Annotated in this window: 22 protein-coding genes; 9 read left to right on the plus strand and 13 right to left on the minus strand. The window is 65.3% G+C overall.

Features of this window, described 5'->3' with window-relative positions; translation table 11 throughout:
• Positions 1-121: 121 nt before the first annotated feature.
• Positions 122-2,212 (minus strand): molybdopterin-dependent oxidoreductase, encoded by a 2,091-nt coding sequence (locus NR187_RS31450; protein ID WP_256808974.1) that lies wholly within the window; start codon positions 2,210-2,212, stop codon positions 122-124.
• A gap of 252 nt (positions 2,213-2,464) precedes the next feature.
• Here NR187_RS31450 and NR187_RS31455 point away from each other — a divergent pair, with 252 nt between their 5' ends.
• From NR187_RS31455 to NR187_RS31470, 4 genes are read left to right on the plus strand one after another with little or no spacing between them, the layout of a single operon-like run.
• On the plus strand, positions 2,465-3,421 hold the full coding sequence (locus tag NR187_RS31455; protein WP_256809025.1) for a tripartite tricarboxylate transporter substrate binding protein: 957 nt from the start codon (positions 2,465-2,467) through the stop codon (positions 3,419-3,421).
• Between the two features lie 15 nt (positions 3,422-3,436).
• Entirely contained in the window at positions 3,437-3,907 is a 471-nt protein-coding gene (locus NR187_RS31460; RefSeq protein ID WP_256808977.1) for a (2Fe-2S)-binding protein, read from the plus strand.
• Positions 3,904-6,033: a molybdopterin cofactor-binding domain-containing protein gene (locus NR187_RS31465; protein WP_256808978.1), complete on the plus strand. Its 2,130-nt coding sequence runs from the start codon at positions 3,904-3,906 to the stop codon at positions 6,031-6,033. The genes NR187_RS31460 and NR187_RS31465 overlap by 4 nt, the downstream gene beginning before the upstream one ends.
• Complete coding sequence (locus NR187_RS31470) at positions 6,030-6,728, plus strand: substrate-binding domain-containing protein (RefSeq protein WP_256808979.1); 699 nt, start codon at positions 6,030-6,032, stop codon at positions 6,726-6,728. The genes NR187_RS31465 and NR187_RS31470 overlap by 4 nt, the downstream gene beginning before the upstream one ends.
• A gap of 11 nt (positions 6,729-6,739) precedes the next feature.
• Here the strand turns inward: NR187_RS31470 and NR187_RS31475 are convergent, their stop codons facing one another.
• The 4 genes from NR187_RS31475 to NR187_RS31490 all read right to left on the minus strand — a co-directional run bounded on the left by NR187_RS31475 (position 6,740) and on the right by NR187_RS31490 (position 10,447).
• Positions 6,740-7,546, minus strand: coding sequence for an SDR family NAD(P)-dependent oxidoreductase (locus tag NR187_RS31475; RefSeq protein WP_211384928.1), 807 nt, complete (start codon positions 7,544-7,546; stop codon positions 6,740-6,742).
• A gap of 22 nt (positions 7,547-7,568) precedes the next feature.
• Positions 7,569-8,861 carry a TRAP transporter large permease gene (locus tag NR187_RS31480; protein ID WP_256808980.1) on the minus strand — a complete coding sequence of 431 codons (1,293 nt, stop codon included), beginning with the start codon at positions 8,859-8,861 and terminating at the stop codon, positions 7,569-7,571.
• Positions 8,852-9,400, minus strand: coding sequence for a TRAP transporter small permease (locus NR187_RS31485; protein WP_211384926.1), 549 nt, complete (start codon positions 9,398-9,400; stop codon positions 8,852-8,854). The genes NR187_RS31480 and NR187_RS31485 overlap by 10 nt, the downstream gene beginning before the upstream one ends.
• Positions 9,401-9,475: 75 nt before the next feature.
• The gene (locus NR187_RS31490; RefSeq protein ID WP_211384925.1) at positions 9,476-10,447 is read right to left on the minus strand and encodes a TRAP transporter substrate-binding protein; all 972 of its coding nucleotides are present in this window, start codon (positions 10,445-10,447) and stop codon (positions 9,476-9,478) included.
• Positions 10,448-10,771: 324 nt separating this feature from the next.
• Here NR187_RS31490 and NR187_RS31495 point away from each other — a divergent pair, with 324 nt between their 5' ends.
• Positions 10,772-11,548, plus strand: coding sequence for a cyclase family protein (locus NR187_RS31495; RefSeq protein WP_256808981.1), 777 nt, complete (start codon positions 10,772-10,774; stop codon positions 11,546-11,548).
• Here the strand turns inward: NR187_RS31495 and NR187_RS31500 are convergent.
• The 3 genes from NR187_RS31500 to NR187_RS31510 all read right to left on the minus strand — a co-directional run bounded on the left by NR187_RS31500 (position 11,545) and on the right by NR187_RS31510 (position 13,484).
• Positions 11,545-12,273 carry a Crp/Fnr family transcriptional regulator gene (locus NR187_RS31500; RefSeq protein WP_211384923.1) on the minus strand — a complete coding sequence of 243 codons (729 nt, stop codon included), beginning with the start codon at positions 12,271-12,273 and terminating at the stop codon, positions 11,545-11,547. The genes NR187_RS31495 and NR187_RS31500 overlap by 4 nt on opposite strands.
• Before the next feature lie 278 nt (positions 12,274-12,551).
• On the minus strand, positions 12,552-12,677 hold the full coding sequence (locus NR187_RS31505; RefSeq protein ID WP_256808982.1) for a hypothetical protein: 126 nt from the start codon (positions 12,675-12,677) through the stop codon (positions 12,552-12,554).
• 93 nt (positions 12,678-12,770) lie between these two features.
• A complete protein-coding gene (locus NR187_RS31510) occupies positions 12,771-13,484 on the minus strand; it encodes a helix-turn-helix domain-containing protein (protein WP_256809027.1) in 714 nt (237 codons plus the stop codon).
• 150 nt (positions 13,485-13,634) lie between these two features.
• On the opposite strand from NR187_RS31510, the gene NR187_RS31515 reads away from it, so the two are divergent.
• Positions 13,635-13,952 (plus strand): cytochrome c, encoded by a 318-nt coding sequence (locus tag NR187_RS31515; protein ID WP_256808983.1) that lies wholly within the window; start codon positions 13,635-13,637, stop codon positions 13,950-13,952.
• A 6-nt stretch (positions 13,953-13,958) separates the two neighbouring features.
• Here NR187_RS31515 and NR187_RS31520 read toward each other — a convergent pair whose 3' ends face one another.
• From NR187_RS31520 to NR187_RS31530, 3 genes are read right to left on the minus strand one after another with little or no spacing between them, the layout of a single operon-like run.
• Positions 13,959-15,062 (minus strand): ABC-type transport auxiliary lipoprotein family protein, encoded by a 1,104-nt coding sequence (locus tag NR187_RS31520; protein WP_256808984.1) that lies wholly within the window; start codon positions 15,060-15,062, stop codon positions 13,959-13,961.
• 6 nt (positions 15,063-15,068) lie between these two features.
• Positions 15,069-15,836 (minus strand): ABC transporter ATP-binding protein, encoded by a 768-nt coding sequence (locus NR187_RS31525; RefSeq protein WP_256808986.1) that lies wholly within the window; start codon positions 15,834-15,836, stop codon positions 15,069-15,071.
• A 2-nt stretch (positions 15,837-15,838) separates the two neighbouring features.
• Complete coding sequence (locus NR187_RS31530; RefSeq protein WP_256808988.1) at positions 15,839-16,975, minus strand: ABC transporter permease; 1,137 nt, start codon at positions 16,973-16,975, stop codon at positions 15,839-15,841.
• 176 nt (positions 16,976-17,151) lie between these two features.
• Between NR187_RS31530 and NR187_RS31535 the strand changes: the two genes are divergently transcribed.
• Together NR187_RS31535 and NR187_RS31540 are read left to right on the plus strand one after the other, a co-directional pair.
• Positions 17,152-17,427 (plus strand): hypothetical protein, encoded by a 276-nt coding sequence (locus NR187_RS31535; RefSeq protein WP_211384918.1) that lies wholly within the window; start codon positions 17,152-17,154, stop codon positions 17,425-17,427.
• On the plus strand, positions 17,428-17,916 hold the full coding sequence (locus NR187_RS31540; RefSeq protein WP_211384917.1) for a phage holin family protein: 489 nt from the start codon (positions 17,428-17,430) through the stop codon (positions 17,914-17,916).
• 110 nt (positions 17,917-18,026) lie between these two features.
• Here the strand turns inward: NR187_RS31540 and NR187_RS31545 are convergent, their stop codons facing one another.
• The gene (locus tag NR187_RS31545; RefSeq protein WP_211384916.1) at positions 18,027-20,720 is read right to left on the minus strand and encodes a bifunctional acetate--CoA ligase family protein/GNAT family N-acetyltransferase; all 2,694 of its coding nucleotides are present in this window, start codon (positions 20,718-20,720) and stop codon (positions 18,027-18,029) included.
• A gap of 69 nt (positions 20,721-20,789) precedes the next feature.
• Positions 20,790-21,629: a universal stress protein gene (locus tag NR187_RS31550; RefSeq protein WP_211384915.1), complete on the minus strand. Its 840-nt coding sequence runs from the start codon at positions 21,627-21,629 to the stop codon at positions 20,790-20,792.
• 191 nt (positions 21,630-21,820) lie between these two features.
• Here NR187_RS31550 and NR187_RS31555 point away from each other — a divergent pair, with 191 nt between their 5' ends.
• Positions 21,821-23,362, plus strand: a complete 1,542-nt coding sequence (locus NR187_RS31555; RefSeq protein WP_256809029.1) for a bifunctional aminoglycoside phosphotransferase/ATP-binding protein — start codon at positions 21,821-21,823, stop codon at positions 23,360-23,362.
• Positions 23,363-23,375 lie beyond the last annotated feature (13 nt).

Raw genomic sequence — 23,375 nt, forward strand, 5'->3', positions numbered from 1 at the left:
CTTCCTTAGCTTTCCGTTTTGCTGCCATTTGCGGCAGCGCGGGCGCAAGGTGCAAGGGGCAATCTGCGGCGAGACGCCGCTTTAGCGCCTCGACACAAATATACGGGCGATCAAGGCCCGCTCAGGCGGCGACCGCTTTCCTGATCCACACCTTGTTGTCGTGGAACGCGGCCCCGCCGATCGGCGCGATGGTGTCCGCGCCCGTCAGCATGTTGATGCCGCGATCCCCGATATGGCTCTTGTTGGGATGAACGGATTCCGCGATCAGCACGCCGCGCCGCACGCCCTCGAACAGTGTGGCAATCAGCGTGGTCTCGCCGCGGGTGTTGCCGAGCGTCACCGCATCGCCGTCGGCGATGTCGAGGGAGGCTGCATCGAGGGGATGGATCATCACGCTCGCCCTGCCCTCGCGCGCCTGCGAGGACGGCGTCTCGTTGAAGGTGGTGTTGAGGAAGCTGCGCGAAGGGCTGGTCGCAAGCCTGAACGGATGAGCCTGGTCGGCGTGCTCGATCACCGCCCAATGGTCCGGCAACGAAGGCATCTTGTCGAAATCGCCCATCGTCCGGCCGAACGGCGGATGCGCCCAGTCGGCCCTGAAGTGGAATTTCCCGTCGGCATGGGCAAAACCGTCGAGATAATGCGAGGTGCGGAAGTCCGGCTGCAGGTCGCGCCAGAGATCGGCTTCGAGGCCGGCGATGTCGCCGTGGTCGCTGAGCTTCAGCGTCGCGTCGATCAATTCGCGCGGCGTCAGCTCGAAACCCGGATGCGTCGCGTCAAGCCGCGGCGCCAGCGCCTGCAACAGCTGGTGGTTGGAGCGGCACTCGCCGGGCGGGTCGATCAGCTTCGGGCCGACCGAGATGTGCTGGTGGCCGCCGCCGTAATAGAGATCGTCATGCTCCATGAACATCGTCGCCGGCAACACGATGTCGGCCATCTGCGCCGTCTCGGTCATGAATTGCTCGTGCACCGCGACGAACAGATCCTCGCGCGCGAATCCCTGCCGCACCAGCGCCTGCTCCGGCGCCACCGTCATCGGGTTGGTGTTCTGGATCAGCATCGCCTTGACCGGCCCCTTTCCGAGCAGGGCCTCGGCATCGCCGGTAAGGATGCGGCCGATCTGCGACTGGTCGAGCGCGCGCGTGGTCTGGTCGATCGCGTCGTGGGCTTCGATGAGCGATTCGTCGAAGTGCCACAACGCGTAATTGTTGAAGAAGGCGCCGCCGCCTTCATATTGCCAGGCGCCGGTCACCGCGGGAATGCAGAGTGCCGCATGCATCTGCGTCGCGCCGTTGCGCGAGCGGGTGAAACCGTAGCCGAGCCGGAAGAAGGTCCGCTGGGTCTCGCCGACCAGTTTGGCAAACGCCTCGATCTCGGACACCGGCACGCCTGTGATCGCGGAGGCCCATTCCGGCGTCCGGGTCTTCAGATGCGCCTCGAGCTCGGCGGGGCAATCGGTGTATTTGTCCATGTAGGCGCGGTCGGCATGGCCGTCGCGGAACAGGACATGCATCACGCCGCAGGCAAAGGCACCGTCGGTGCCGGGACGCAGGAGGATCTTGATGTCCGCCTGCATCATGGTCTCGTTGTCGTAGATGTCGACCGCCGCGATTTTCGCGCCGCGCTCCTTGCGCGCACGGGCGGCGTGCGTCATCACGTTGACCTGCGTGTTGACGGGATTGGTGCCCCAGATCACCACGAGATCGGACACTGCCATCTCGCGCGGATCGACGCCGGCGATCTTGCCGGTGCCGATCGCAAAGCCGATGCGCCCGACATTGGCGCAGATGGTCTGATAGAAGCGCGAGTATTTCTTCACATGCGTGAGGCGGTTGAGGCCGTCGCGCATCACCAGCCCCATCGTCCCGGCGTAGTAATAGGGCCAGATCGATTCCGCGCCGAACTCGCGCTCTGCCTGATTGAAGCGGTTGGCGATCTCGTCGAGCGCCTCGTCCCAGGAGATCCGCACGAACTGCCCGGAGCCCTTCGGCCCGGTGCGGCGCATCGGATAGATCAGCCGCTCGGGGTGATGGATGCGCTCGGCATAGCGGGCGACCTTGGCGCAGACGACGCCGGCCGTATAGGTCTGCTTCTTCGAACCGCGAACGCGGCCGATGCTGCGGCCTTCGACCACCTCGACATCGAGGGCGCAGGCCGACGGGCAATCATGCGGACAGGTCGAATGGCGGATTTCGATCTTGGCGTGCTGGTTCATGCCCGATTTCGTAACACCAAAATACCGGTCCGCCGAGGGCATTTATCCGGCAATGCCCATGCGATTTGCTCAAACCACATGCGACGCGGGTTCCTGCCGCGGCCGCGAAATACGGCCCGGTCACACCGAAACCGGCCCGATATTCCCGGCACGATCGGCCAAGTGAGGCGTCGACAGTCCGCATCCCCTGCCGCTACAGTGCCGGCCAACAAGAACGATATCAGGGAGGTGGGTGTGACGGCCCGACAACTCATGCTGGCGCTGGCCGCCGGTCTGCTCACCACATTTCCCGCAGCTCCGTCCCTGGCACAGGACTATCCCACCCACGCGGTGCGGATCGTCGTGCCCTTCGGCGCCGGCGGGCCGGCCGATGTCGCCGCCCGGCTGATCGGCAACGTGCTCCAGGAGAGCTTTGGCCAGCCCTTCGTGATCGAGAACCGCACCGGCGCGGGCGGGGTCATCGGCACGGTCGAAGCGGCGAAGTCGCCGGCCGACGGCTACACGCTGCTCATGATGTCCAACACCCAGACCGCGAACGAATCGCTGCTGACGCCGAACCAACGCAAATACGAGCTGATGCGCGACCTCGCACCGATCGCGCCGGTGAACTATTCCGATCTCGTCATCGTGGTGAACCCGCAGGTTCCGGCGAAGACGCTGCAGGAGTTCATCGCGCTCGCCAAGGCGCAGCCGGGCAAACTGAACTACGCCTCCTCCGGCCAGGGCACGCCCTATCACATGGCCGGCGAGCTGTTCAAAGCGATGGCGGGCATCAACCTGGTCCACGTGCCCTACCGCAACAGCGGCGAGGCGCGCAGCGGCGTGATCGGCGGGCAGGTGCAGATGATGATCGACGCGGTGCCGGCGATGGCGCCGAACATCGCCGAGAACCAGGTCCGCGCCCTCGCCACCACCGGCAAGCAGCGCTCTGCGGTACTGCAAAGCGTGCCAACCGCGATCGAGGGCGGCGTACCCGGCTACGAGGCGACGATCTGGCTTGGCCTGATGGCACCGACCGGCACGCCGAAGCCAATCATCGACAAGCTGAACGCCGCCGTGAACGCAATGGTGAAGCGGCCCGACATCGTCAAGCTATGGACTGAGCAGGGTGCCGTGCCCATGTCGATGACGCCGACGGAGTTCGACAAGTTCCTGCGCGGCGATATCGAGAAATGGGCCGACGTCGTCAAGAAGTTCGACAAGTCCTGAGATCGCGGACCGACAATGCCCACGATTCAATTCCAGCTCAACGGCACGGCCACGTCCGTGGATGGCGATCCGGATCTGACGCTGCTCGACGTGCTGCGCGGCCGGCTCGGCATCACAGGCGCGCATTTCGGCTGCGGGGCCGGTGAATGCGGCGCCTGTTACGTCATGGTCGGAGGCCACGCGATGGCCTCCTGCGACATGCCGATGTGGTCGGTCGCGGACAAGGATGTCGTCACGGTCGAAGGCCTCGGCACGGCGGGGCAACCGCATCCGCTGCAACACGCCTTCATCACCGAACAGGCGATGCAATGCGGCTATTGCGTCTCGGGGATCCTGATCAGTGCGGCAGCGCTGCTGAAGCGCAGTCCGTCGCCGACGGAGGCTGAGGTCAAGGCGGCGCTGGACCGTAATCTGTGCCGCTGCGGATCGCACAACCGCATGGTCCGCGCCGTGCTGCGCGCGGCCTCGGAGATGGCGACGTCATGAGTGCGCCGTCCCCTGCCCCGAAACTGCCGGTCAGCCTTGCCGCCAATCCAAGACTGTCGTCCTGGGTGCGGTTCACCGGCGAAGGCCGTGTCGCCATCTCGCCCGGCAAGGTCGAGATCGGCCAGGGCATCGTCACGGCGCTGGCGCAGATCGCCGCGGACGAGCTCGACGTCGATATCTCCCGGGTCGAGATGATCCGCGCCTCGACGGCGACCAGTCCGAACGAGGGCGTCACCTCCGGCAGCCTCTCCGTCCAGCAATCCGGCCGCGCCCTGCGCCACGCCTGCGCCGAGGTGCGCCAGCGCTTCCTCACTGCTGCATCGGAACGTCTCGGCGTCGATGCCTCGCTGCTTGGTATCGATGACGGCACGATCTCGGGCCCCGGCAATGTCAGGACCAGCTATTGGGAGCTGGCCGGCGACGTCTCGCTCGACCACGACGCCATCGCGGGCGCCGTGGCGAAGACCGTCGCCAAGCGCGCCGTCGCCGGACATTCGGTCCAGCGTGTCGACATTCCCGACAAGGTGTTCGCGCGGCCGCGCTTCATCCATGACCGCGCGCTGCCGGACCAACTGCACGGACGCGTGCTGCGGCCGGACGTCTCGGGCGCCAGACTGCTCGCGCTCGACGAAGCGGCTGTGCGCGCCGTCCCCGGCCTCATCGCCGTTGCTCGCGACGGCGGCTTTGCCGGCGTGGTCGCCGACAGCGAGCCGGCGGCGGAAGCCGCGCTGAAAGCCCTGCGCAAGGGCGCGACCTGGTCGGCCGGCGAGCCATTGCCGGATGAAGACGACCTGGCGGGATTCCTGAAGAGCCAGCCGGTCGAGACGACCGTCATCGACACCAGGGCGGCGGCGGCGACCGAACACGTCCGCACCCTCCGCCGACAATACACCCGCCCCTACATCGCACATGGCTCGATCGCGCCGTCCTGCGCGATGGCGCGCTGGGACGGGAATCGCGTCCATGTCTGGACCCACAGCCAGGGTGTCTATTTGCTGCGCGCCGATCTGGCGATCGTGCTCAAGCTGCCTGCCGAGAGCATCGTCGTCGAGCACATGGAAGGCGCCGGCTGCTACGGGCACAACGCGGCCGATGACGTCGCGCTCGATGCCGTGCTGCTGGCGAAAGTCGCGGGCGGCCGTCCGGTCCGGGTGCAGTGGTCGCGCCATGACGAGATGTCCCACGCGCCGTTCGGCGCGGCCATGGCCATCGAGATCGAGGCCGACCTCGACGCGGGCAACGAGATCGTCGGCTGGCGCCATGCGATCTGGAGCAACGGCCACGCGGCGCGGCCCGGGCGTGCTGCCCAGCCTGCGCTGCTTGCCGCAACCGAGATTGCGCCTCCTTACCCGCGCATGATATCGACGAATCCGGCCGCCGCCAACGGCGGCGGCGGAGACCGCAATTCCGTTCCGCTCTACGAGCTCCCGGCGTGGACGATCACGAGCCATCGGCTTCTGACCATGCCGGTGCGCACGTCGGCGCTGCGGACACTCGGCGCGCAAGGCAATGTGTTCGCCATCGAGTCCCTGCTCGACGAGATCGCCGCCCTGCGCGGCGAGGACCCGATCGCGTTCCGCCTGCGCCATCTGCGCGACGAAAGAGCAAAGGACGTTATCCGGACCGCGGCGCGACGTGCCGCGTGGAAGCCGCAGAAGCGAACCGGAATCGGTCACGGCGTCGGCTTCGCCCGCTACAAGAACACCGGCGCTTATTGCGCCGCGATTGCCGAGGTCGAGGGCGCAGGCGACATCCGTGTCGATCGGCTGACGCTTGCGGTCGATGTCGGCGAGGCCATCAATCCGGACGGCGTCGTCAACCAGATCGAGGGCGGCGCGATCCAGGCGACGAGCTGGGTGCTGAAGGAGCGCGTCCGCTTCGACCGGACGCGCATCACATCGACGTCCTGGCCGGACTATCCGATCCTGACCTTCAGCGAAGTGCCGGCCGTGGATGTCGAGGTCATCCAGCGGCCGGAGATCGAGCCCGTCGGCGCCGGCGAAGCCGCCCACGGCCCGGTCACCGCGGCGATCGCGAACGCCGTCGCCGATTGCCTCGGTGTGCGCGTGCGCGACCTGCCGATCACCCGCGACAGGATCATCGCAGCCATGGAGCTCGCATCGTGACGACAGTGAACATCCTGAGCGGAGGCGCGGCGCAAGGGCTGGTGCGTGGGCTCGCGGAGGCCTTCAAGGCACAAACCGGCTTCGGCGTCGATGGCGAGTTCGGCGCGGTCGGCGTGATGGCGGACAAGCTGCGCGCGGCAACGCCGGCCGATCTCGTGATCCTGACGCAGGCGCTGCTCGCAAAGCTCGCCGAGGAGAAGCTCGTCAGCCCCTCCGCGATCGCGGATGTCGGCAGGGTCGAGACCGCACTGGCGGTCCGCAGCCGCGATCCAAAGGTGAACGCGAAGACCGAGAGCGATTTGCGCGAGGTGTTGCGCGGCGCCGACGCGATCTACGTCCCGGACACAAAGGCCTCGACCGCGGGACAGCACGTCGCAAAGGTGCTGGATAGGCTCGGCATCGCCTATGAGGTCGCCTCGCGCCTCAAGATCTTTCCGAACGGCGCGACCGCGATGCGCGAGCTTGCGGCGTCCGCCGCGATGCGTCCGATCGGCTGCACGCAGGCGACCGAGATCATCGCGACCGAGGGCATCGCGCTGTCGGGGTCGCTGCCGCCGGGCTGCGAACTCGTGACGATGTACACGGCCGGCGTGACCACACGGGCCGCGCATCCGCAAGAGGCCGCCGCGCTGATCGCGCTGCTGACAGGCGCAGACCGGAAGGAGCAACGCCAGCGCGCAGGCTTCACCGGCTAGATGCCGAGTCCTTATTTGTGCAACTGGGTCAGGCCGGTCGGCGGACCGTCGACCGCGGTCCAGCCGCCATCGACGAACAGCGTGCTGCCGCTGACATAGCTTGCGGCATCCGAAGCGAGATAAGCCACCGCGGTGGCGACCTCGTCGGCGCTGCTCCAGCGGTTGAACACGGTGTGGCCGGCGTAGAGATTGTAGATGTCGGGACGCTGCTTGAACGGACCGGTCAGCGCGGTCTCGGCAATGCTCGGCGCGATCGCATTCACGCGCACGCCGGCGTGGCCGACCTCGGAGGCGAAGCCCTTCACCAGCAGGCCGATCGCCGCCTTGGTCGAACCGTAGACGCCCAGGCCCGGCTCGATGGTCACGGCGCGCACCGAGGAGCAGGCGATGATGCTGCCGCCCTTCTGCTCGACCATGATGCGGCCGAAGGCCTGGAAGAACCAGACCGTGCCCTTGACGTTGAGGTTGAGCACGCGGTCGAGATCCTCCTCGGTGTAGTCGAGGATGGTCTTGCGGATGTTGAGCCCCGGCGTCGTCACGGCGATGTCGAGCCGCGAGAATTTCTGCATCACGGTCCTGGCCAGCGCATTGACCTCCGTGGCGCTCGCGGCGTCGCACGCAGCGGCCTCGGCCCAGCCGCCCTTCTCACGAATGCCGGCGGCGGTCGCCTCCGCCGCGTCAAGGGCGCGATCGGCGCAAACAACGCGGGCACCGAGCCCGGCCAGCGCCTCGGCCGACGATTTGCCGATGCCCGAGGCGGCACCTAGCACCACGGCCGACTTGCCGGTGAGGTCGAAGAGCTTGCGATAGTCAGTCACGAACGAATTCTCCCTGTTGCTGCTATCCCTTGTAGCCCATCAGCAGGCGGGGCAGCCACAGCGAGAAGGCGGGGACGTACGTCACGAACATCAGAGCTGCGATCAGGGCGGCGTAGAACGGCAGGATGGTGCGCATCACCGCGCCCACCGAGATGCCGCCGATGGCGCAGCCGACGAACTGCGTCGTTCCGACCGGCGGGGGGTTCAGCCCCAAAGCGCAGTTGATCAGCATCAGCATGCCGAACTGCACCGGGTCCATGCCCGCCTTCATCGCGATCGGCAGGAAAATCGGCGTGCAGATCAGGATGGTCGCCGCCATGTCCATGAACGTGCCGAGCAGGAACAGGATGACGTTGATGAGCAGGAAGATGATCCAGGGCTGCGAGGAGACCTTGCTCATCATCTCGCCAGCGAGGTCGGCCACCTCGTACAACCCCATCAGGTACTGGAACATGGTGGAGACGCCGATCAGCAACAGCACCACGCCCGTCGTCTTCACGGCCTTCGCGGCGGCCCGCAGGAAGTTCGGCAGGGTCATTGTGCGGTAGATGAAGAAGGTCAGCAGGATCGTGTAGGTGACCGCGACGGCTGCGGATTCGGTTGCCGTAAAGACGCCGGAGAGGATGCCCGTCAGGATGATGCCGACGATCAAAAGACCGGGCAGCGCGGCCGCGAACGATCGGAACACCTCGGCCCAGCCCGGGAACTTGCCGGCCGGATAGCCTCGCTTCACCGCGACCGCGTAGGCGGCGACCAGCATGCACACCATCAGCACGAGCGCCGGCAGGAGGCCGGCCGCGATCAGCGCGCCGATCGAGACCTTGCCGCCGGCGGCGAGCGCATAGATGATCATGTTGTGGCTGGTCGGCATCAAGGCTCCGACCAGCGAGGCATGGGTGGTGACGTTGACGGCGTAGTCGGTGTCGAAACCTTCCTTCTTCATCATCGGGATCATCACCGCGCCCATCGCCGACACGTCGGCCACGGGCGAGCCGGAGACGCCGCCGAACAGCGTGCAGGCGACCACGTTCGACATGCCGAGCCCGCCGCGGATGTGCCCGACGAGATTCTTGGCGAGTAGCACGATCTTGTCGGCGACGCCGCCATGCAGCATCAGCTCACCGCTGAAGACGAAGAACGGGATGGCGAGGAACGAGAAGATGTTCATTCCCGACATCATCTGCTGGAAGATGACGGCGACAGGCAGGCCTTCGTAGAGGATGGTGCAGATCGCCGAGAGGCCGATCGCGAAGGCGACAGGTACGCCGATGACCAGGAAGCCGAAGAACGAGGCGCCGAGGATGATCAGTTCCATGAGGGGACGACCTCTTCGCCGCGCAGGAGAGCGATGATGTGCTCGATTGAAAAGGAGACGATCAGGACGCCGGAGGCGATCAGCGGAACGTAACGGATGACTTCAGGCAGGCCGAGATTGGGGATCTTCACGGTTCCGACCGAGGCCCCGAGGATCCAGCCGTTGTAGGCCATCGCAATGCCGAACACGGCCACCAGAACATGGATCACGAACTCGATCTTCTCCCGCACATGATCCGGAAGCATCACCAGCAGACTGTCCATTCCGATGTGACCGGCATCGCGCACGCCGACGGCGGCGCCGATCAGCGTGACATACAGGATCAGGACCAGCGCAAGGTTCTCCGTCCATGTCGGGCTGGAATTGAGCACGTAGCGTCCGAACACCTGGTAGAACACGATGGTGACGATGACGAGCAGGCCGGTCACGGACAGATACATGCCTGCGCGAGCAACGGGAGCATTGATCCGCGACAGCAGGCCGGTGGACGGGCGTCCGGCCACGTCCTGCTCGTGGCTTGCGACGTGTGGGTCGGTCATCCAGGTCTCCTTGCGCGTCTCCTTGCGAGGGTCCGGTATCGCCTCGCGGCGACGCCGGACCCGACGCTTGCGGTCCTACTTGGTGTCCTGGATGCGCTTGACGAGACCCTTCAGCTTCTCGTCACCGGCGAACTTGTCGTAGACCGGCTTCATCGCATCGACGAATTCCTGCTTGTTGGCGATCGTGACGACCTGAACGCCGGCGGCCTCGACGGTCTTGCGGGAGGCCTGCTCACGCTCGTCCCAGAGCTTGCGCATGACGGGAACCGATTCCTTGGCCGCCTTGCGGACCATCGCCTGGTCTTCCTTGCTCAGCGTGTCCCAGACCGTCTTGGACATCACGAGAACTTCGGGCGCCAGGGAGTGCTCGGTGACATTGTAGAACTTGGCTGCCTCGAAATGGCGCGAGGATTCGTAAGAGGGCCAGTTGTTCTCGGCAGCATCAACCAGACCGGTCTTGAGGGCAGTATAGACCTCGCCGTACGGCATCGGCGTCGGGTTGGCCCCGAGGCTCTGGATCATGCCGACCCACAGGTCGGATTGCTGGACGCGGATCTTGAGGCCCTTGAGGTCCGCCAGCGACTTGACCGGCGCCTTGACGGTGTAAATGGACCGGGCGCCGCTGTCGTAATAGGCCAGACCGATCAATCCCGCGGGCGCCATCGCCGCCAGAATCTCGTCGCCGATCGGCCCGTCAAGGACAGTACGCATGTGCTGCGTATCCCGGAAGACGAAGGGCAGGCACAACGCAATGGTTTCCGGCACGAAGTTGTTGAGCGGGGATGCGTTGATCCGCATCATGTCGAGTGCGCCGATCTTGAGCTGCTCGATGGTGTCCTTCTCGGAGCCCAGGGCGCCATTGGGATACACCTTCACGCCGAGCTTGCCGCCGCTCGCCGCTGCGAGCTGCTTGCCCATGAACTTGACGGCCTCGACGGTCGGATAGTCGGCGGGGTGGACGTCGGCGGAGCGGAAATCGCGTGCGGTCGCCAAGGGGGCCGAGACCGCGAGCAGAGCGGCCGCGATGATGCCGGTGAGTATCTTCATGTGGGCTTCCTCCTGAGTTGATTATGTCGTTGGGCAGATGCTGCGGGCCGCCTTGGGTCGCTCCACTTCCGGTGTGAAGTCAAGCGCCATTGTCGTCCCTAGGGCGCGCGGCATTCTGAGTCCAAGCCAAATCCGGCATCGATCAATGCCAGAGTTGCATCGATGGATCAAACCGGCTTTGGCGGGGCGACCTGTGAATGGTCCGTTTTTCCGAAACCATCCGGACTGTCTGCCGCGCGACGCGCCCCTGGGGATCGCTTGACGGCGCCGGTCCAGCCCCGCCAAGATGCCGCGAAACAAAGCGGAAGGTCTCGAGGGAATGCCATGTCGCGGAGACTGATCGATATTTCCGTGCCGCTGAGGAACGACGTGACGGCCGATCCGCCGGGCAATCACCCGACGATCCAGTACATCGATCACCAGCAGGGCCTGCCGCGGATGCTGCAGTTCTTCGAAGGCCTCCAGGCGCAGGACCTGCCGGACGGCCAGGGCTGGGCCGTCGAGCAGGTCTCGCTGTCCACCCACAACGGCACGCATCTGGATGCGCCCTGGCATTTCCATCCGACCATGAACCGCGGCGAGCGGTCATGGACGATCGACGAGGTGCCGCTGGAATGGTGCTTTCAGCCCGGCGTGAAGCTCGACTTCCGGCATCTGCCCGACGGCTACGTTGCGAGCGCCGACGACGTCGAGACGGAGCTGAAGCGGATCGGGCACACGCTGTCGCCGCACGAGATCGTCGTGGTCAACACCAGCGCCGGCGCCAGGTTCGGCCGCGCCGATTACGTCAACTCCGGTTGCGGCATGGGCTATGAGGCCACCATGTACCTGCTCGAACGCGGCGTGCGGCTGACCGGCACCGACGGCTGGAGCTGGGACGCGCCGTTCGTCTACACCGCGAAGAAATATGCCGAGACGAAAGATGCCGGCCTGATCTGGGAAGGCCACAAGGCGGGACGGCACATCGGTTATTGCCATCTCGAGAAGCTGCACAATCTCGACCAGCTGCCGTCGACCGGGTTCACGGTCTCATGCTTTCCTGTGAAGATCGAGCGAGCCTCCGCGGGCTGGACCCGCGCGGTTGCGATCATCGACGGCTAGTTGCCGTCGAGGCCGCTTTCGGCGAGTTCGCGCAGGGCATCGATGTCGAGCACGACGATGGCGCCGTGCTCGAGGCGAACCCAGTTGCGCCCTGCCCAGGCGCGCAATTGCTTGTTGATGCTCTCGCGCGTCATCCCCACCATCTCGCTGATCTCCTGCTGCGTGATGGCGAGAGTGCCGCTGCCGGAGTCGAACTTGCGCTCTTCGGTGAGACCGAGCAGCGCGCTCGCAAGCCGGCCCGGCAGATTTTGCAGGATCACCTGCTCGACCTGCTGGCTGGTCCAGCGCAGGCGCGCGCAGAGCAGCTCGATGAATTTCATCGCGAGCGCCGGCTGGCTCTTCACGAACGGCAGGAAGTCCCGGCGATCGATGATGTAGAGCTCGCAATTGGTGTTCGCGGTCGCATCGGCCGACCTGGGTGCGCCGTCGAGCACCGCGATCTCGCCGAAGATTTCTCCGGGACCGATCAGATTGAGAATGGCGTTTCGCCCGTCCGGCGACGAAGACGAAATCTTCACCGTGCCCGTGATCACTGCGAACAGGTTGTTGCCGGGATCGCCCTTGGCGGCGATCGTCGCGCCGCGCTTCACCGTGGTGTGCTTGGCGTAGCGGCAGAGCTGATCGAGCGCTTCCGGCTCCAGATCCGCGAAGATCGGATGCTTGCGCAGGACCGATAGTTTGTTGCCCGCCGACTGTCGCGGGTCGCCGGTCTTGTCCTGAGGCACGCCGGGGGGCTCCTAAGACTGCGAGGCACTGGAGGTCCTGCGTAGTCAACGTTGCCCGGCATTTCAACCGGAAAGCACGCGCGCCGTTTTAGGCAAATGCCGCAAAAACGCCCTTGGCCGGGGCCGAAGGCCGCATCCGAAGGATGCGCGGCGAATTTTGATCGATGCAGAGTTGCAGATGGGAGTCTGCGATTGCGTTGAGGCGCTGCGCAACGGCCAAAAGCTCGCCGGTCGAGCGTCGGCGGCTCGCCGGCTGGACGGGCCATGATCTCCGAGCCTTAGCGCCTGGAATCCGGGTCGAACCCGCCTGCACTGGTTTGTCGGTCTGCCCAGGCCAGAGCTGCCGCGAACGCAACGAAGATCGCCACGACGGCTATAGTCACCAGCATTGCGTCAGCAGGCATGATGTCCTCCCGGGTTGTTTGGCGCATTATCGGCGACAGACGGCCGGCGTCATTGATCGGGATCAAAAATCCGGGAGCGTGTTGGGGAAGTCGTCAGGCTGCAGCCAGCGCCTCGACACGGGCGGGATCGAGCAGGCGGATCCCGCCGTGAATGATCTCGATCACGCCGTGACGCTCCAGCTTGGTGAAGGTGCGACTGACGGTTTCGATCGTCAGGCCGAGATAGTCGGCGATGTCCTGGCGGCTCATTGGAAGCGGCACCGTGTCGGACCGCCCCTTGAGCACGAACGACCGTTCGCGCCAGCCGAGCAGAAAGGCCGCGACCTTCTCGTCCGCCGAACGGCGGCCGAGCAGGACCATGTGGTCGCGCGCATGGTCCAGCTCACGAATGGCCAGCTCGTTGATCCGCCTGAGCAGATGCGCCCGGTCCTCGATGAAGCGGCCGAAGGGAGTCTTCGCGAACTGGCACACGGTTACCGCGCCGATCGCATCGGCCGAGAAATTGTGCCGGCCGGAAACGTTCATGCCCAGGAAATCGCCAGGCAAGGCAAAGCCCACGATCTGGCGCCGGCCGTCGGGCAGCAGCTTGTACAGCCGCATGACGCCCTCGAGCAGATTGTAGAACGAGGTGGAGATGTCCTCCTCGGAGAACACGGTTTCGCCCGAGCCCAAACGGACCCGGCGTCCGAGATGCTCGAATTCCCTGAGCTCAACCGCATCCAACGACGAACACACCGCCGATTCGCGGACGGCGCAATCGCTGCAGAAATGCCCGTTCGGCCCAATCGTGACCAGGGAAGGCTTCATCCATCGCTCCAAGCGCCGGCTGCCTTCCGTAGGCAGCGTCCACCGCGCTGGCCATTTTACTGCACCGCACGAAAGCCGATTGACCCAGATCAATTTTGGCGGACATCCCCGTCTTAATCTGCCTCCAGGGTTCTACCGGGGTCACTTTCCATGCTGCAAAGCGCGCTGCGTCACGGCCTGATCGGACTACTTCTGATTGGACCTGCATTCGCCGATCCGGCCGCCGAACAACGCGGCAAGGCCTTCGCGCGGGCCAATTGCGCGCGCTGCCATGCGATCGACCGCGTTTCCGCAAGTCCGCTCAAGATCGCTCCTCCGCTGCGCATCCTGCACCGGCGCTATCCAATCGAGAACCTTGGTGAGGCGCTGGCCGAAGGCATCTCCACCGGCCACGCCGACATGCCGGCCTTCGTGCTCAGTCCGGACCAGATCCACGATCTCCTGACCTATCTGAAGACGCTGGAATAGCCGGCATCACACCGCCTGCACGGTCCAGCCGATCAGCTCCTTGGCGATGCGCGCGAAGGCCCTGTCGAACGCTGCGACTGCCGCGACCGGCTCGACCTTGTCGAGCTTCTCGCTGGTCTCGACAAGGCGCGAGGCGACCACCTTGCCGTTCTTGTCGACGATCCGCGCCGACAGGCCGATCTCCACCCGGGCCTCGCCTTCCGTCGCAATTCGGAACCGCCTGATATCGACCAGGAGCTGGTAGTCCGCCTGACCGAGATCGGATGCCCGCAATGGTGCATGGGCGATGTCGTAATTCTCGAAGCTGTCGATCAGCCGCGCCTGCACCAGCTTGGGAATGCTGTCGGCCCAGAGGAAATCGGCAAAGCCCGGATTGTCGCCGCCAGGCGCGAACAGCATGCGCTGGGTCTGGAGCATGGCGACCGCGGTCGGCTCGGGAATGGAAAGCGACGCCGCGAGCGTCTTGTCGGCCGGTCCGAGGTTTTGCGGTGTGCGCAGGTCATAGGTGACCTTCTGTGCCGGCGTTCCGCCGCCGGTCATCTTCTCGAGCCCCGCCAGGATGCCGTCGACCTTGCCGGTGTTGCGCGCGAGCCCCTCGGAGAAGGTCTTGAGATTGGCGATGGTGTCCTTCAGCGGGCCGGAATTGTCCTCCAGCACGGAATCGACCCGCCGCAGCGCATCGCGCGCGGCCTGCGTCATGCTCTGTCCCGCGCCGGCCTCGGCGACCAAGGTCAGGGGCTCGCCGGATTTGGCGACAATCACGCCGCCTTCCAGCGTCACCACCGGCACGCCGGTCAGCCCCTGGAAATCGAGCCCGACCTTGGTGTCGGTGCGCACCGGCGTCGTCGCGGCCACCGAGATCGTCGCGTTGACGAAGCGCGGATTGTCGGGCGCTAGGCCAAGCTGCGTCACCTCGCCGACGCGAATGCCGTTGAACAGTACGCCGGCACCGACCAGCAGGCCCGGCACCGAGCCCTGGAATTGCACGTGGTAATTCGTGCGCGGCCCGATGCCGCCGGTGTTGTTCAGCCAATAGACGAAGCCGAACACCGCGACAATCGCGGCCAGCACGAAGCTGCCGATCAGCACGTAGGGAGCGCGGGTTTCCATGTCTTCTCATCTCATCTGGTGTTGCAGCATCTGCGAGCGCTTGCCGTGGAAATAGGCGCGCACCCAGGGATGCTCGGATTGCAGCAGTTCGTGCATCGGGCCGATCGCGACGATCTTGCCGTCGGCGAGCGCCGCGACGCGGTCGCAGACCGTGGTCAGGCTCGCAAGATCATGGGTGACCATGAACACGGTGAGACCGAGGGTCTTTTGCAATGTCCCGATCAGCGTGTCGAAATCGCCGGCGGCGATCGGATCGAGGCCCGAGGTCGGCTCGTCCAGGAAAAGAATCGGCGGATCGAGCGCGAGCGCGCGCGCCAGCGCGACGCGCTTGGTCATGCCGCCGGACAGCTCCGCCGGATATTTGTCGGCATCCTGCGCCTGCAGCCCGACCATTTCGAGCTTGGCGATAGCGATCTCGTCCATCAGCTCCTGCGAGAGCACGAGATTCTCTCGCAACGGAAACTGGATGTTCTGCCGGACCGTCAGCGAGGAGAACAGCGCACCCTGCTGGAACAGGATGCCCCATCTCGTGGCCGCGCCTTCGGTGCGCCCGCCGATCGATCGTCCGACGACTTCGATGCTCCCGCCCTGGCGCGGGATCAGTCCGATGATGGTGCGCATCAGCACCGACTTGCCGCCACCGGACGCACCCACGAGCCCGAGAATCTCGCCCCTTCGGACGTCGAGCGACAGATGATCGAGCACGGTCTGACGGCCGAATCCGACCACGAGGTCGCGGACGCGGATCGCAAACTCTTCCTGCGGTTCGCTCATCGTCACATTCCGATCGAGGCGAAGAAGATCGCGAACAGGCCGTCGAGAACGATCACCAGGAAGATCGACTTCACCACCGAGGTCGTGGTCTGCCGCCCGAGCGATTCCGCGCTGCCCTTGACACGCAAGCCCTCGCTGCAGGCGACGATTCCGATCACCAGCGCCATGAACGGCGCCTTCAGGATGCCAACCTCGAAATGGGTGACGGAGATGGCGTCATGCAGCCGCGCAATGTAGATCGCCGGCGCCATGCCGCCGTAGAACTGCGCGACCAGGCCGCCGCCATAGAGCGCGGCAACCGATCCGATGAAGGCGAGGATCGGCAGGGCGATGACCAGGGCTGCGACGCGCGGCAGTATCAGGACATGGATGGGATCGAGGCCCATGGTCGAGAGGGCGTCGATCTCCTCGCGCATCTTCATCGAGCCCAGCTCGGCCGTGTAGGCGCTCCCCGAACGGCCGGCTACCATGATGGCGACGATCAGCACGCCGAGCTCGCGCAGCACCAGAATGCCGACCATGTCGACGGTGTAGGACTCGGCACCGAACCTGCGGAAATGGAAGAACCCCTGCTGGGCGATGATGGCACCGATCAGGAACGTGATGAGTACGACGATCGGAATGGCCTGCCAGCCGACGCGATAAAGCTGGTAGACCAGCGAGGTCAGTCGCAGCGATTTCGGCCGGCGCAATACGCCGATCACGGCCATGGACAATGCACCGAGCATTTGAAGGAAGACCGCGACGTCTTCCCGCGCGTCGACCGTGGACTTGCCGAGATTATTCAGCCTCAGCAGCACCGGATTTGGCGCTGGCGCAGCCACCGGCGTGTGGCGGTTGACCTGACGCACCTCGTCCAAAAGACCGCTGAAGTGATCGGCGACTCCGACGAATTCCGCCGGTCGGCCGGCTGATGCAGCCCTGCGCGACAGCTTTTCCAGGACCCAGGCGCCGAGCGTGTCGAGCGCGCTGATGCCCGACATGTCCAGCGTGACGGCTCTGGATTGATCGACCTCCGCCCCGACCGACCGGGACAATGTTTCCAGCGTCGCCACGTTCGCTGCGGTCCATGGCCCTTCCGGGCGCAATTTCAGCGCATCGCCGGAGGGCGTTGCGAGCAACAGCGGTTCGAGATTCACGCTTCCACCTCATCGGGACAATCGGTCCCCATTCAGCCGGCATTTCTAGGCCAGCATGTGGCGCCTGGATTGACCTTTCTCAAGAGCAGCACCCGCGGCCGGCTTTTGACGCAGATCAAGCGCGGTCGCGTCAGCGGGTCCTAGTCTTGTTTCCATTCAATGGAGATATCCGATCCATGTTCGACAGCAACAGGATGAGCGAAGAACTGCAAGCGCTGAAGGTTGACGTCACACGCCTGCTGAGCACCGCCGGCGAGGAGATTTTCGACAGCTCGAAAGACCGCGCCGAGGCGCTTGCCGACCAGATCAGGGCTGCGCTCACCGAGCTCGGCGAGACCGTCGAAGAGGAACAGGAGCAGCTTCAGGGCCTCATTGCGGAACGCCCGATCACGTCGCTCGCCTCGTCCTTCGCGCTCGGCGTGGTCGTCGGCTTCATGCTGCGGAGACATTAAGTGAATACCGAGAATGTGGTCAAACATCTGCGGCTGCTTTGGCGCACCGACAGGATCATCGCCGACATCCGGCTGCGCCACCTGCTGACGGGCCTTGGCCTGCGCGCTTTTGCGGCGCTGATCGCGGCGTTCGGGCTTCTGATGCTGGAGCTGTCCGCCTATTTCGCGCTGGTCCAGATCTGGAGTGCGATTGCGGCGGCGGCCATCCTCGGCACCGCCAATTTTGCCATCGCGGCCATTCTCTTCGTTCTTGCCGGCCGTCCTCCGTCCGGCCGTGACATCGAACTCGCCAACGAGATCCACGGCGCGTCCATCGAAGCCCTTCAGCTCGAGGCGCGTGCGCTGCAGGCCCAGATGTCGGGCGCAGTCCACCATCCGCTCAGCACGCTGGTCCCGGTGCTGGTGCCGCTGATTGCGATCATCGTCAGGAACTTGCGAAGGACCGCCAAGGACTCTGCCGCCGCAAGTCCGGCTGAAGCGCGTTCCTGAAGCGCGACGAGATCGGGATAAATCGTCATCGCGCTCTGAGTCACTGTTTGAGCATCAGCATTTCGGAAACCCGCTGCGCAATTTTCCCGATCATGCCTTAGCGGGCGCGCTCAGAGCTTCAGCCTGACGTCGCAAATATCCGGCTCGGCCGGATCCGGCTTCACCTCGAAGCCGAGCTGCCGGCACATTTCGAGCATCACGGTGTTCTCCTGCAGTACGTCGCCCGAGATGGCTTTCAGCCCTTCCGATCTCGCGTAGTCGATGATCAATTGCATCAGGGCCCATCCCAGCCCCCTGCCCTTGAGATCGGACCGCAGCAGGATGGCGTATTCGCCGCTCTCGTAGATCGAGTCCGAATGGAGCCTGACCACGCCGACCATCTCGCCGGTGGCCTCGTCGAATGCGATGAAGGCCATCGCGCGCGCATAGTCGAGCTGGGTCAGGCGCGCGATGAACTCGTGGGTGAACTCCTTCATCGGCGCGAAGAAGCGCAGGCGAAGGTCGTGCGCCGTGACGTGACGCAGGAATTCGTGGATGGTCGGCTCGTCCTCCGGACGCAGGGGCCGCGCGAAGATCCGCCAGCCGTCCTTGAGTTTGAGGCGGCGCTCCCATTGCGACGGATAGGCCCGAACGGCGAAGTTCACAGGGCCGGAGCCGGCAAACTTCCGTTGCGGCGGCCCGACCGCGACACGGGCATCGACTGCGGTCACGCCGGTTTCGTCAGCCAGCAGCGGGTTGATGTCGAATTCACGGATCTCGGGAATGTCGGCGGCCATCTGCGCCAGCTTGACCAGCACCATGGCGACGGCGTCGGGCTTTACTGCCGGGACGTCCCGGTAGGCACGAAGCAGACGTGACACGCGCGTGCGGTCGATCAGGTCGCGGGCCAGCTGCAGATCCAGCGGCGGCAGCGCAAGCGCCTTGTCGTTGATGATCTCGACCGCGGTCCCGCCGCGGCCGAACACGACGACGGTGCCGAAGGTGGGATCGTCGGCAAGGCCCAGGATCAACTCGCGCGCCTTCGCCTTGACGACCATCGCCTGCACGATGACGCCCTCGATGCGTGCTTCGGGACGCAGCTTCCTCGCCCGAGCGAGAATGTCGGTGGCAGCGACCCGCACCGCCTCGGGCGTTGTCAGATTGAGCACGACGCCGCCGACATCGGATTTGTGCACGATGTCGCGCGACATGATCTTCAGGACGACGGTGGCGCCTTGGGCGAACATTTCGCTCGCGCAGGCCACCGCCTGCTCGACATCGGTCGCGGCGTATGTGGGCACCATCGCGATGTCATAGGCCTCGAGCAGGTGCTTGATCTCGACAGGTTCGAGCCATTGGCGGCCGTCCGCGACGGCGGCGGCGACGATCTGCTTGGCGGCCCGGGCGTCAGGCACGAAGGTGTCGGGCATCGCCGGCGGAACCTGGCTCAGCTCCTCCACCGCTTCGCGGTGCCGGACCAGATGCATGAAGCCGCGCACCGCGTCGTCCTCGGTCGGATAGTTCGGAATGCCTCCGCCGGAGAGCGTCTGAATGATCTTTTGATCGGCCCCGATCCAGGCGGCAAGCACCGGCTTTGCCCAACTGCGGTGCTGCTCGCGATATCTGCCGACGAGCTCCGTCACGGTCGTCGCGATGTCGGCAGCCGAGGCGATCGCTGTCTGCACATTGAGAACGAGAACTGCGTCGTTGTCGGGGTCGGCGAGCAGCACCTCAAGCGCCGCCGCGTAGCGCGATGCATTGGCATCGCCCACGATGTCGACGGGATTTGCGCCGGACCAGGTCGGCGGCAGCACGTCGTCGAGTTTCTTGCGGGCGTCCGCGGAAATCGTCGCCGGAATTCCGCCAAGCTCGACCAGCCGATCGACGGCGAGGACGCCGATTCCGCCGCCATTGGTCAGGATGGCCAGGCGCTTTCCGGTCGGCGATTCGACGCGGCCGAGCGTTTCCGCGCAGTCGAACAGCTCGCGCAGATCAGAGACCCGCAGGATGCCGGCGCGCCGGAACGCCGCGTCGTAGACCGCGTCCGCGCCGGCGAGCGCGCCGGTATGCGTGGCAGCGGCCTTCGCACCCTGCGCCATGCGGCCGGACTTCACCACGACGACCGGCTTCACGCGCGCCGCGGCACGCGCCGCCGACATGAACTTGCGCGCGTCCTTGATGGCCTCGATGTAGAGCAGGATCGCGCGGGTCCTGTGATCCATCGCGAAATAGTCGAGCAGATCGGCAATATCGACGTCGACCTGATCACCGATCGAGACGATGCCGGAGAAGCCGACGCCGCGTTGCGCCGCCCAATCAACCATGCCGGCTGCGATCGCGCCCGATTGCGAAATCAGCGCGAGGTTTCCCGCCCCCGGCATGTTCGCGGCAAAACTCGCATTGAGGCTCACGCCGGGCATCATGATGCCGAGGCAGTTCGGCCCGATCAGCCGCATGCCGTATTTGCGGGCCGCGGCAATCGCGGCCTCGAGCAGGGATCCCGGACCGCGACCGAGTCCGGCCGAGACGATCAGCGCGCCCGCCGAGCCGCGACGCCCCGCTTGATCGATGATGCCGGGCACCTCGCGCGCAGGCGCGGTGATGACCACGAGTTCCGGCACGAACGACAGTTTGTCGAGGCTGGCCACCGCGGCGACGCCGCCAATCTCGGCATGGCGCGGATTGACGAGGCCGAACTGACCCGTGAATCCAGCCTTCTGAATGTTTTCCAGAATGGCACGTCCCACGGAGAGCGGGCGGGCGCTGGCGCCGACGAGCGCAACCGAGCGGGGCGCCAGCAGATTCTTCAGCCGATAAGTTGACATGACAGCAAATTCGCCCGGTCGGTGACGGTTCCGATGGTTGACGATCAGGCCGATAAGCTGGCTGGACGCCTAGTGCGAGATCATAACCCAGCACGGTGGCTGGCCAATGACGGTCTTTGTCACACCGCCCCAGACGATCTCGTTCAAACGCGAATGATGGTAGGCCCCCATCACGATCGCATCGATGGCGTGGGAATCCGCCCAGCTTCCGAGCACCTTGCCGGTCGAGCTGCCGCCGCCGCTTGCGGTTTCGAACGAGGCGTAGACCCCGTGTTCCCTTAAGTGATCGACGAGTGCGGCTCCGGATTGCACGATCGCGTCGGACTTGTCGTCCGCCACGGTCACCACGCGGACCGAGGCGGCCGCCTGAAGGATCGGCAGCGCATCGCCGACCGCGCGCGCCGCGCGCGCGGAGTGATCCCAGGCGATCATGACGTTCTCGAATTCCGGCCGCAGCGCGTCCACATAATGCTCCGGACAGAGCAGCAGCGGCCGCCCGGATTCGAACAGGAGCGTCTCGATGACGTGCTCCGTTCGGCTGTCGTGCGACTTCACCGGGAGGAGCGTGAGATCGCTGAAGCGCGCATGCTCGGCCAGGATCGACGCGATCTGGTCTGCGGGTACCTTGGCCGATCGGCTTTGAGCGCGGATGCCGGTGTGGGAGGACGCAGTGGTGAACGCATTCAGAAGATGCTGCATGTCGCCTGTCCCGAGCGACCCGTTTGCCTCTGCGGTACCGGACTCATCGGGAAGCATCACCTTCGGCCGCACGAAGGCATCCTCCTCGAGTGCAAGTGCGGTGATCCTGGCGCCGAGGTCGGCGGCAACGGCCACGCATTTCTCGATGGCAGCAAGGGCCGGCCCGCGCGGCTGGCCGACAAGCGGCAGAAAGACGTCCTTGAAGGGCATCGGGATTCTCCTCGGTGGCAAGATTAGGCCGGCTGTGGCCGGGCCCCCTTGATTTTTGTCAAGCCTGGAAACCCCGTCCGGTCAGCCGACAGGTCTTGACCGACGTCAAGGACTGGCCGCGATCCGCATCTAAGGGTTACGCTGGTCGCCGGGCAGACCGCCTTCCACCGCAACTGGATGTGCCAGCAGGAATGACAGACGAGTCTGCGACCCAGGACCGGATTTTTGCGGCGCTCACCGAATCCCACCGGCATCCCGACGTGAGGCGGATCGATACACATGCCGCGTCGGTCTTTCTCAACGGCGGGCGTGCGCTGAAAATCAAACGGGCGGTCCGGTTTCCGTTCCTCGACTATTCGACCCTCGCGAAGCGGAAGGCCGCCTGCGAGGAGGAGATCAGGATCAATCGGCCGCTGGCGCCGCAGATCTATCACCGCGTCGTGGCGATCACGGAAGAGGCCGATGGATCAGTGAAAATCGATGGTACTGGCCGGCCGATCGAGTATGCCGTCGACATGTCGCGGTTCGACGAGAGCCGGACGCTGGATCACCTCGCCAAGGCCGGTCCGCTGGATGCAAAGCTTGCCTCGGCTGCCGCTGACGCGATCGTGGCTTCGCATGCGCAGGCTGTTCGCGCCGACGGCAAGGTATGGGTTTCCTCCATTCCCGGCCTGATCGACGGCAACAGCAATGGCCTGCGGAGCGGCAATCATCTGGGCGCTGAAGAGATCGCACAACTCGGCAGAGACTCGCACGCGACGTTCCTGCGTCTCCGGCCTCTGCTCGAGGAGCGTGGCCGTCTGGGCTTTGTGCGCCGCTGTCATGGCGACCTGCATCTTGCGAACATCGTGTCGATCGACGAGCAGCCGGTGCTGTTCGATGCCATCGAGTTCGACGCGCAGATCGCAACCGTCGATGTGCTCTACGATCTCGCATTCACGCTGATGGACCTATTGCACCACGATCAACCGTACGCGGCCAATGTCGTCCTGAACCGATATCTCGCCGCGGCGCCGCCCGAAAATCTCGGCGCGCTCTCCGCATTGCCGCTGTTCATGTCCGTCCGTGCGGCGATCCGCGCCCAGGTGACGCTGGCACGGCTGAAGCCGCCGCATTCCGTTGACCCCGGCATTCTCGACGACGCACGACGCTATTTCAGCCTCGCGCGGGATCTGATCCGCCCTCCCGCTCCCCGGCTGATCGCGGTCGGCGGATTGTCCGGCGCCGGAAAGACGGTTTTGGCACGCGCGCTCGCGCGTTTCATCGCACCAGAGCCGGGAGCCGTCGTGCTGCGCAGCGACGTCGTCCGCAAGCGACTGGCCGGGGTCGAGGACACGCACCGGCTGCCGGCAACCGCATACACGCCGGAGGCCACGGCCCGCGTTTACGACATTTTGGCTCAGCAGGCCCGGCAGGTGCTGGCGCAAGGCCATTCGGCCATCATCGACGGCGTATTCGCCCGTGAAGACGAGCGAGACGCGGTCGCCGCTCTGGCGCGCGACAGCAAAGTGCCGCTGAGCGGCCTATTCCTGGTTGCCGACCTCGCGACCCGGCAAGCGCGGATCGGAGGCCGCCGGGACGACGCATCCGACGCCACGCAGGAGGTTGCCGCGCAGCAAGAGCACTATAATATCGGCCAAGTCGGTTGGGCGACCATCGATGCATCCGGGACACAAGAGCAGACGCTCCAGACCTGCCGGGACGCGATCGCCGAGGCAAATAAGGCAATCTGAGTGACGCGGGCAA

It is taken from the genome of Bradyrhizobium sp. Bra64 (genome assembly GCF_024519875.1).
Lineage (GTDB): Bacteria > Pseudomonadota > Alphaproteobacteria > Rhizobiales > Xanthobacteraceae > Bradyrhizobium > Bradyrhizobium japonicum_G.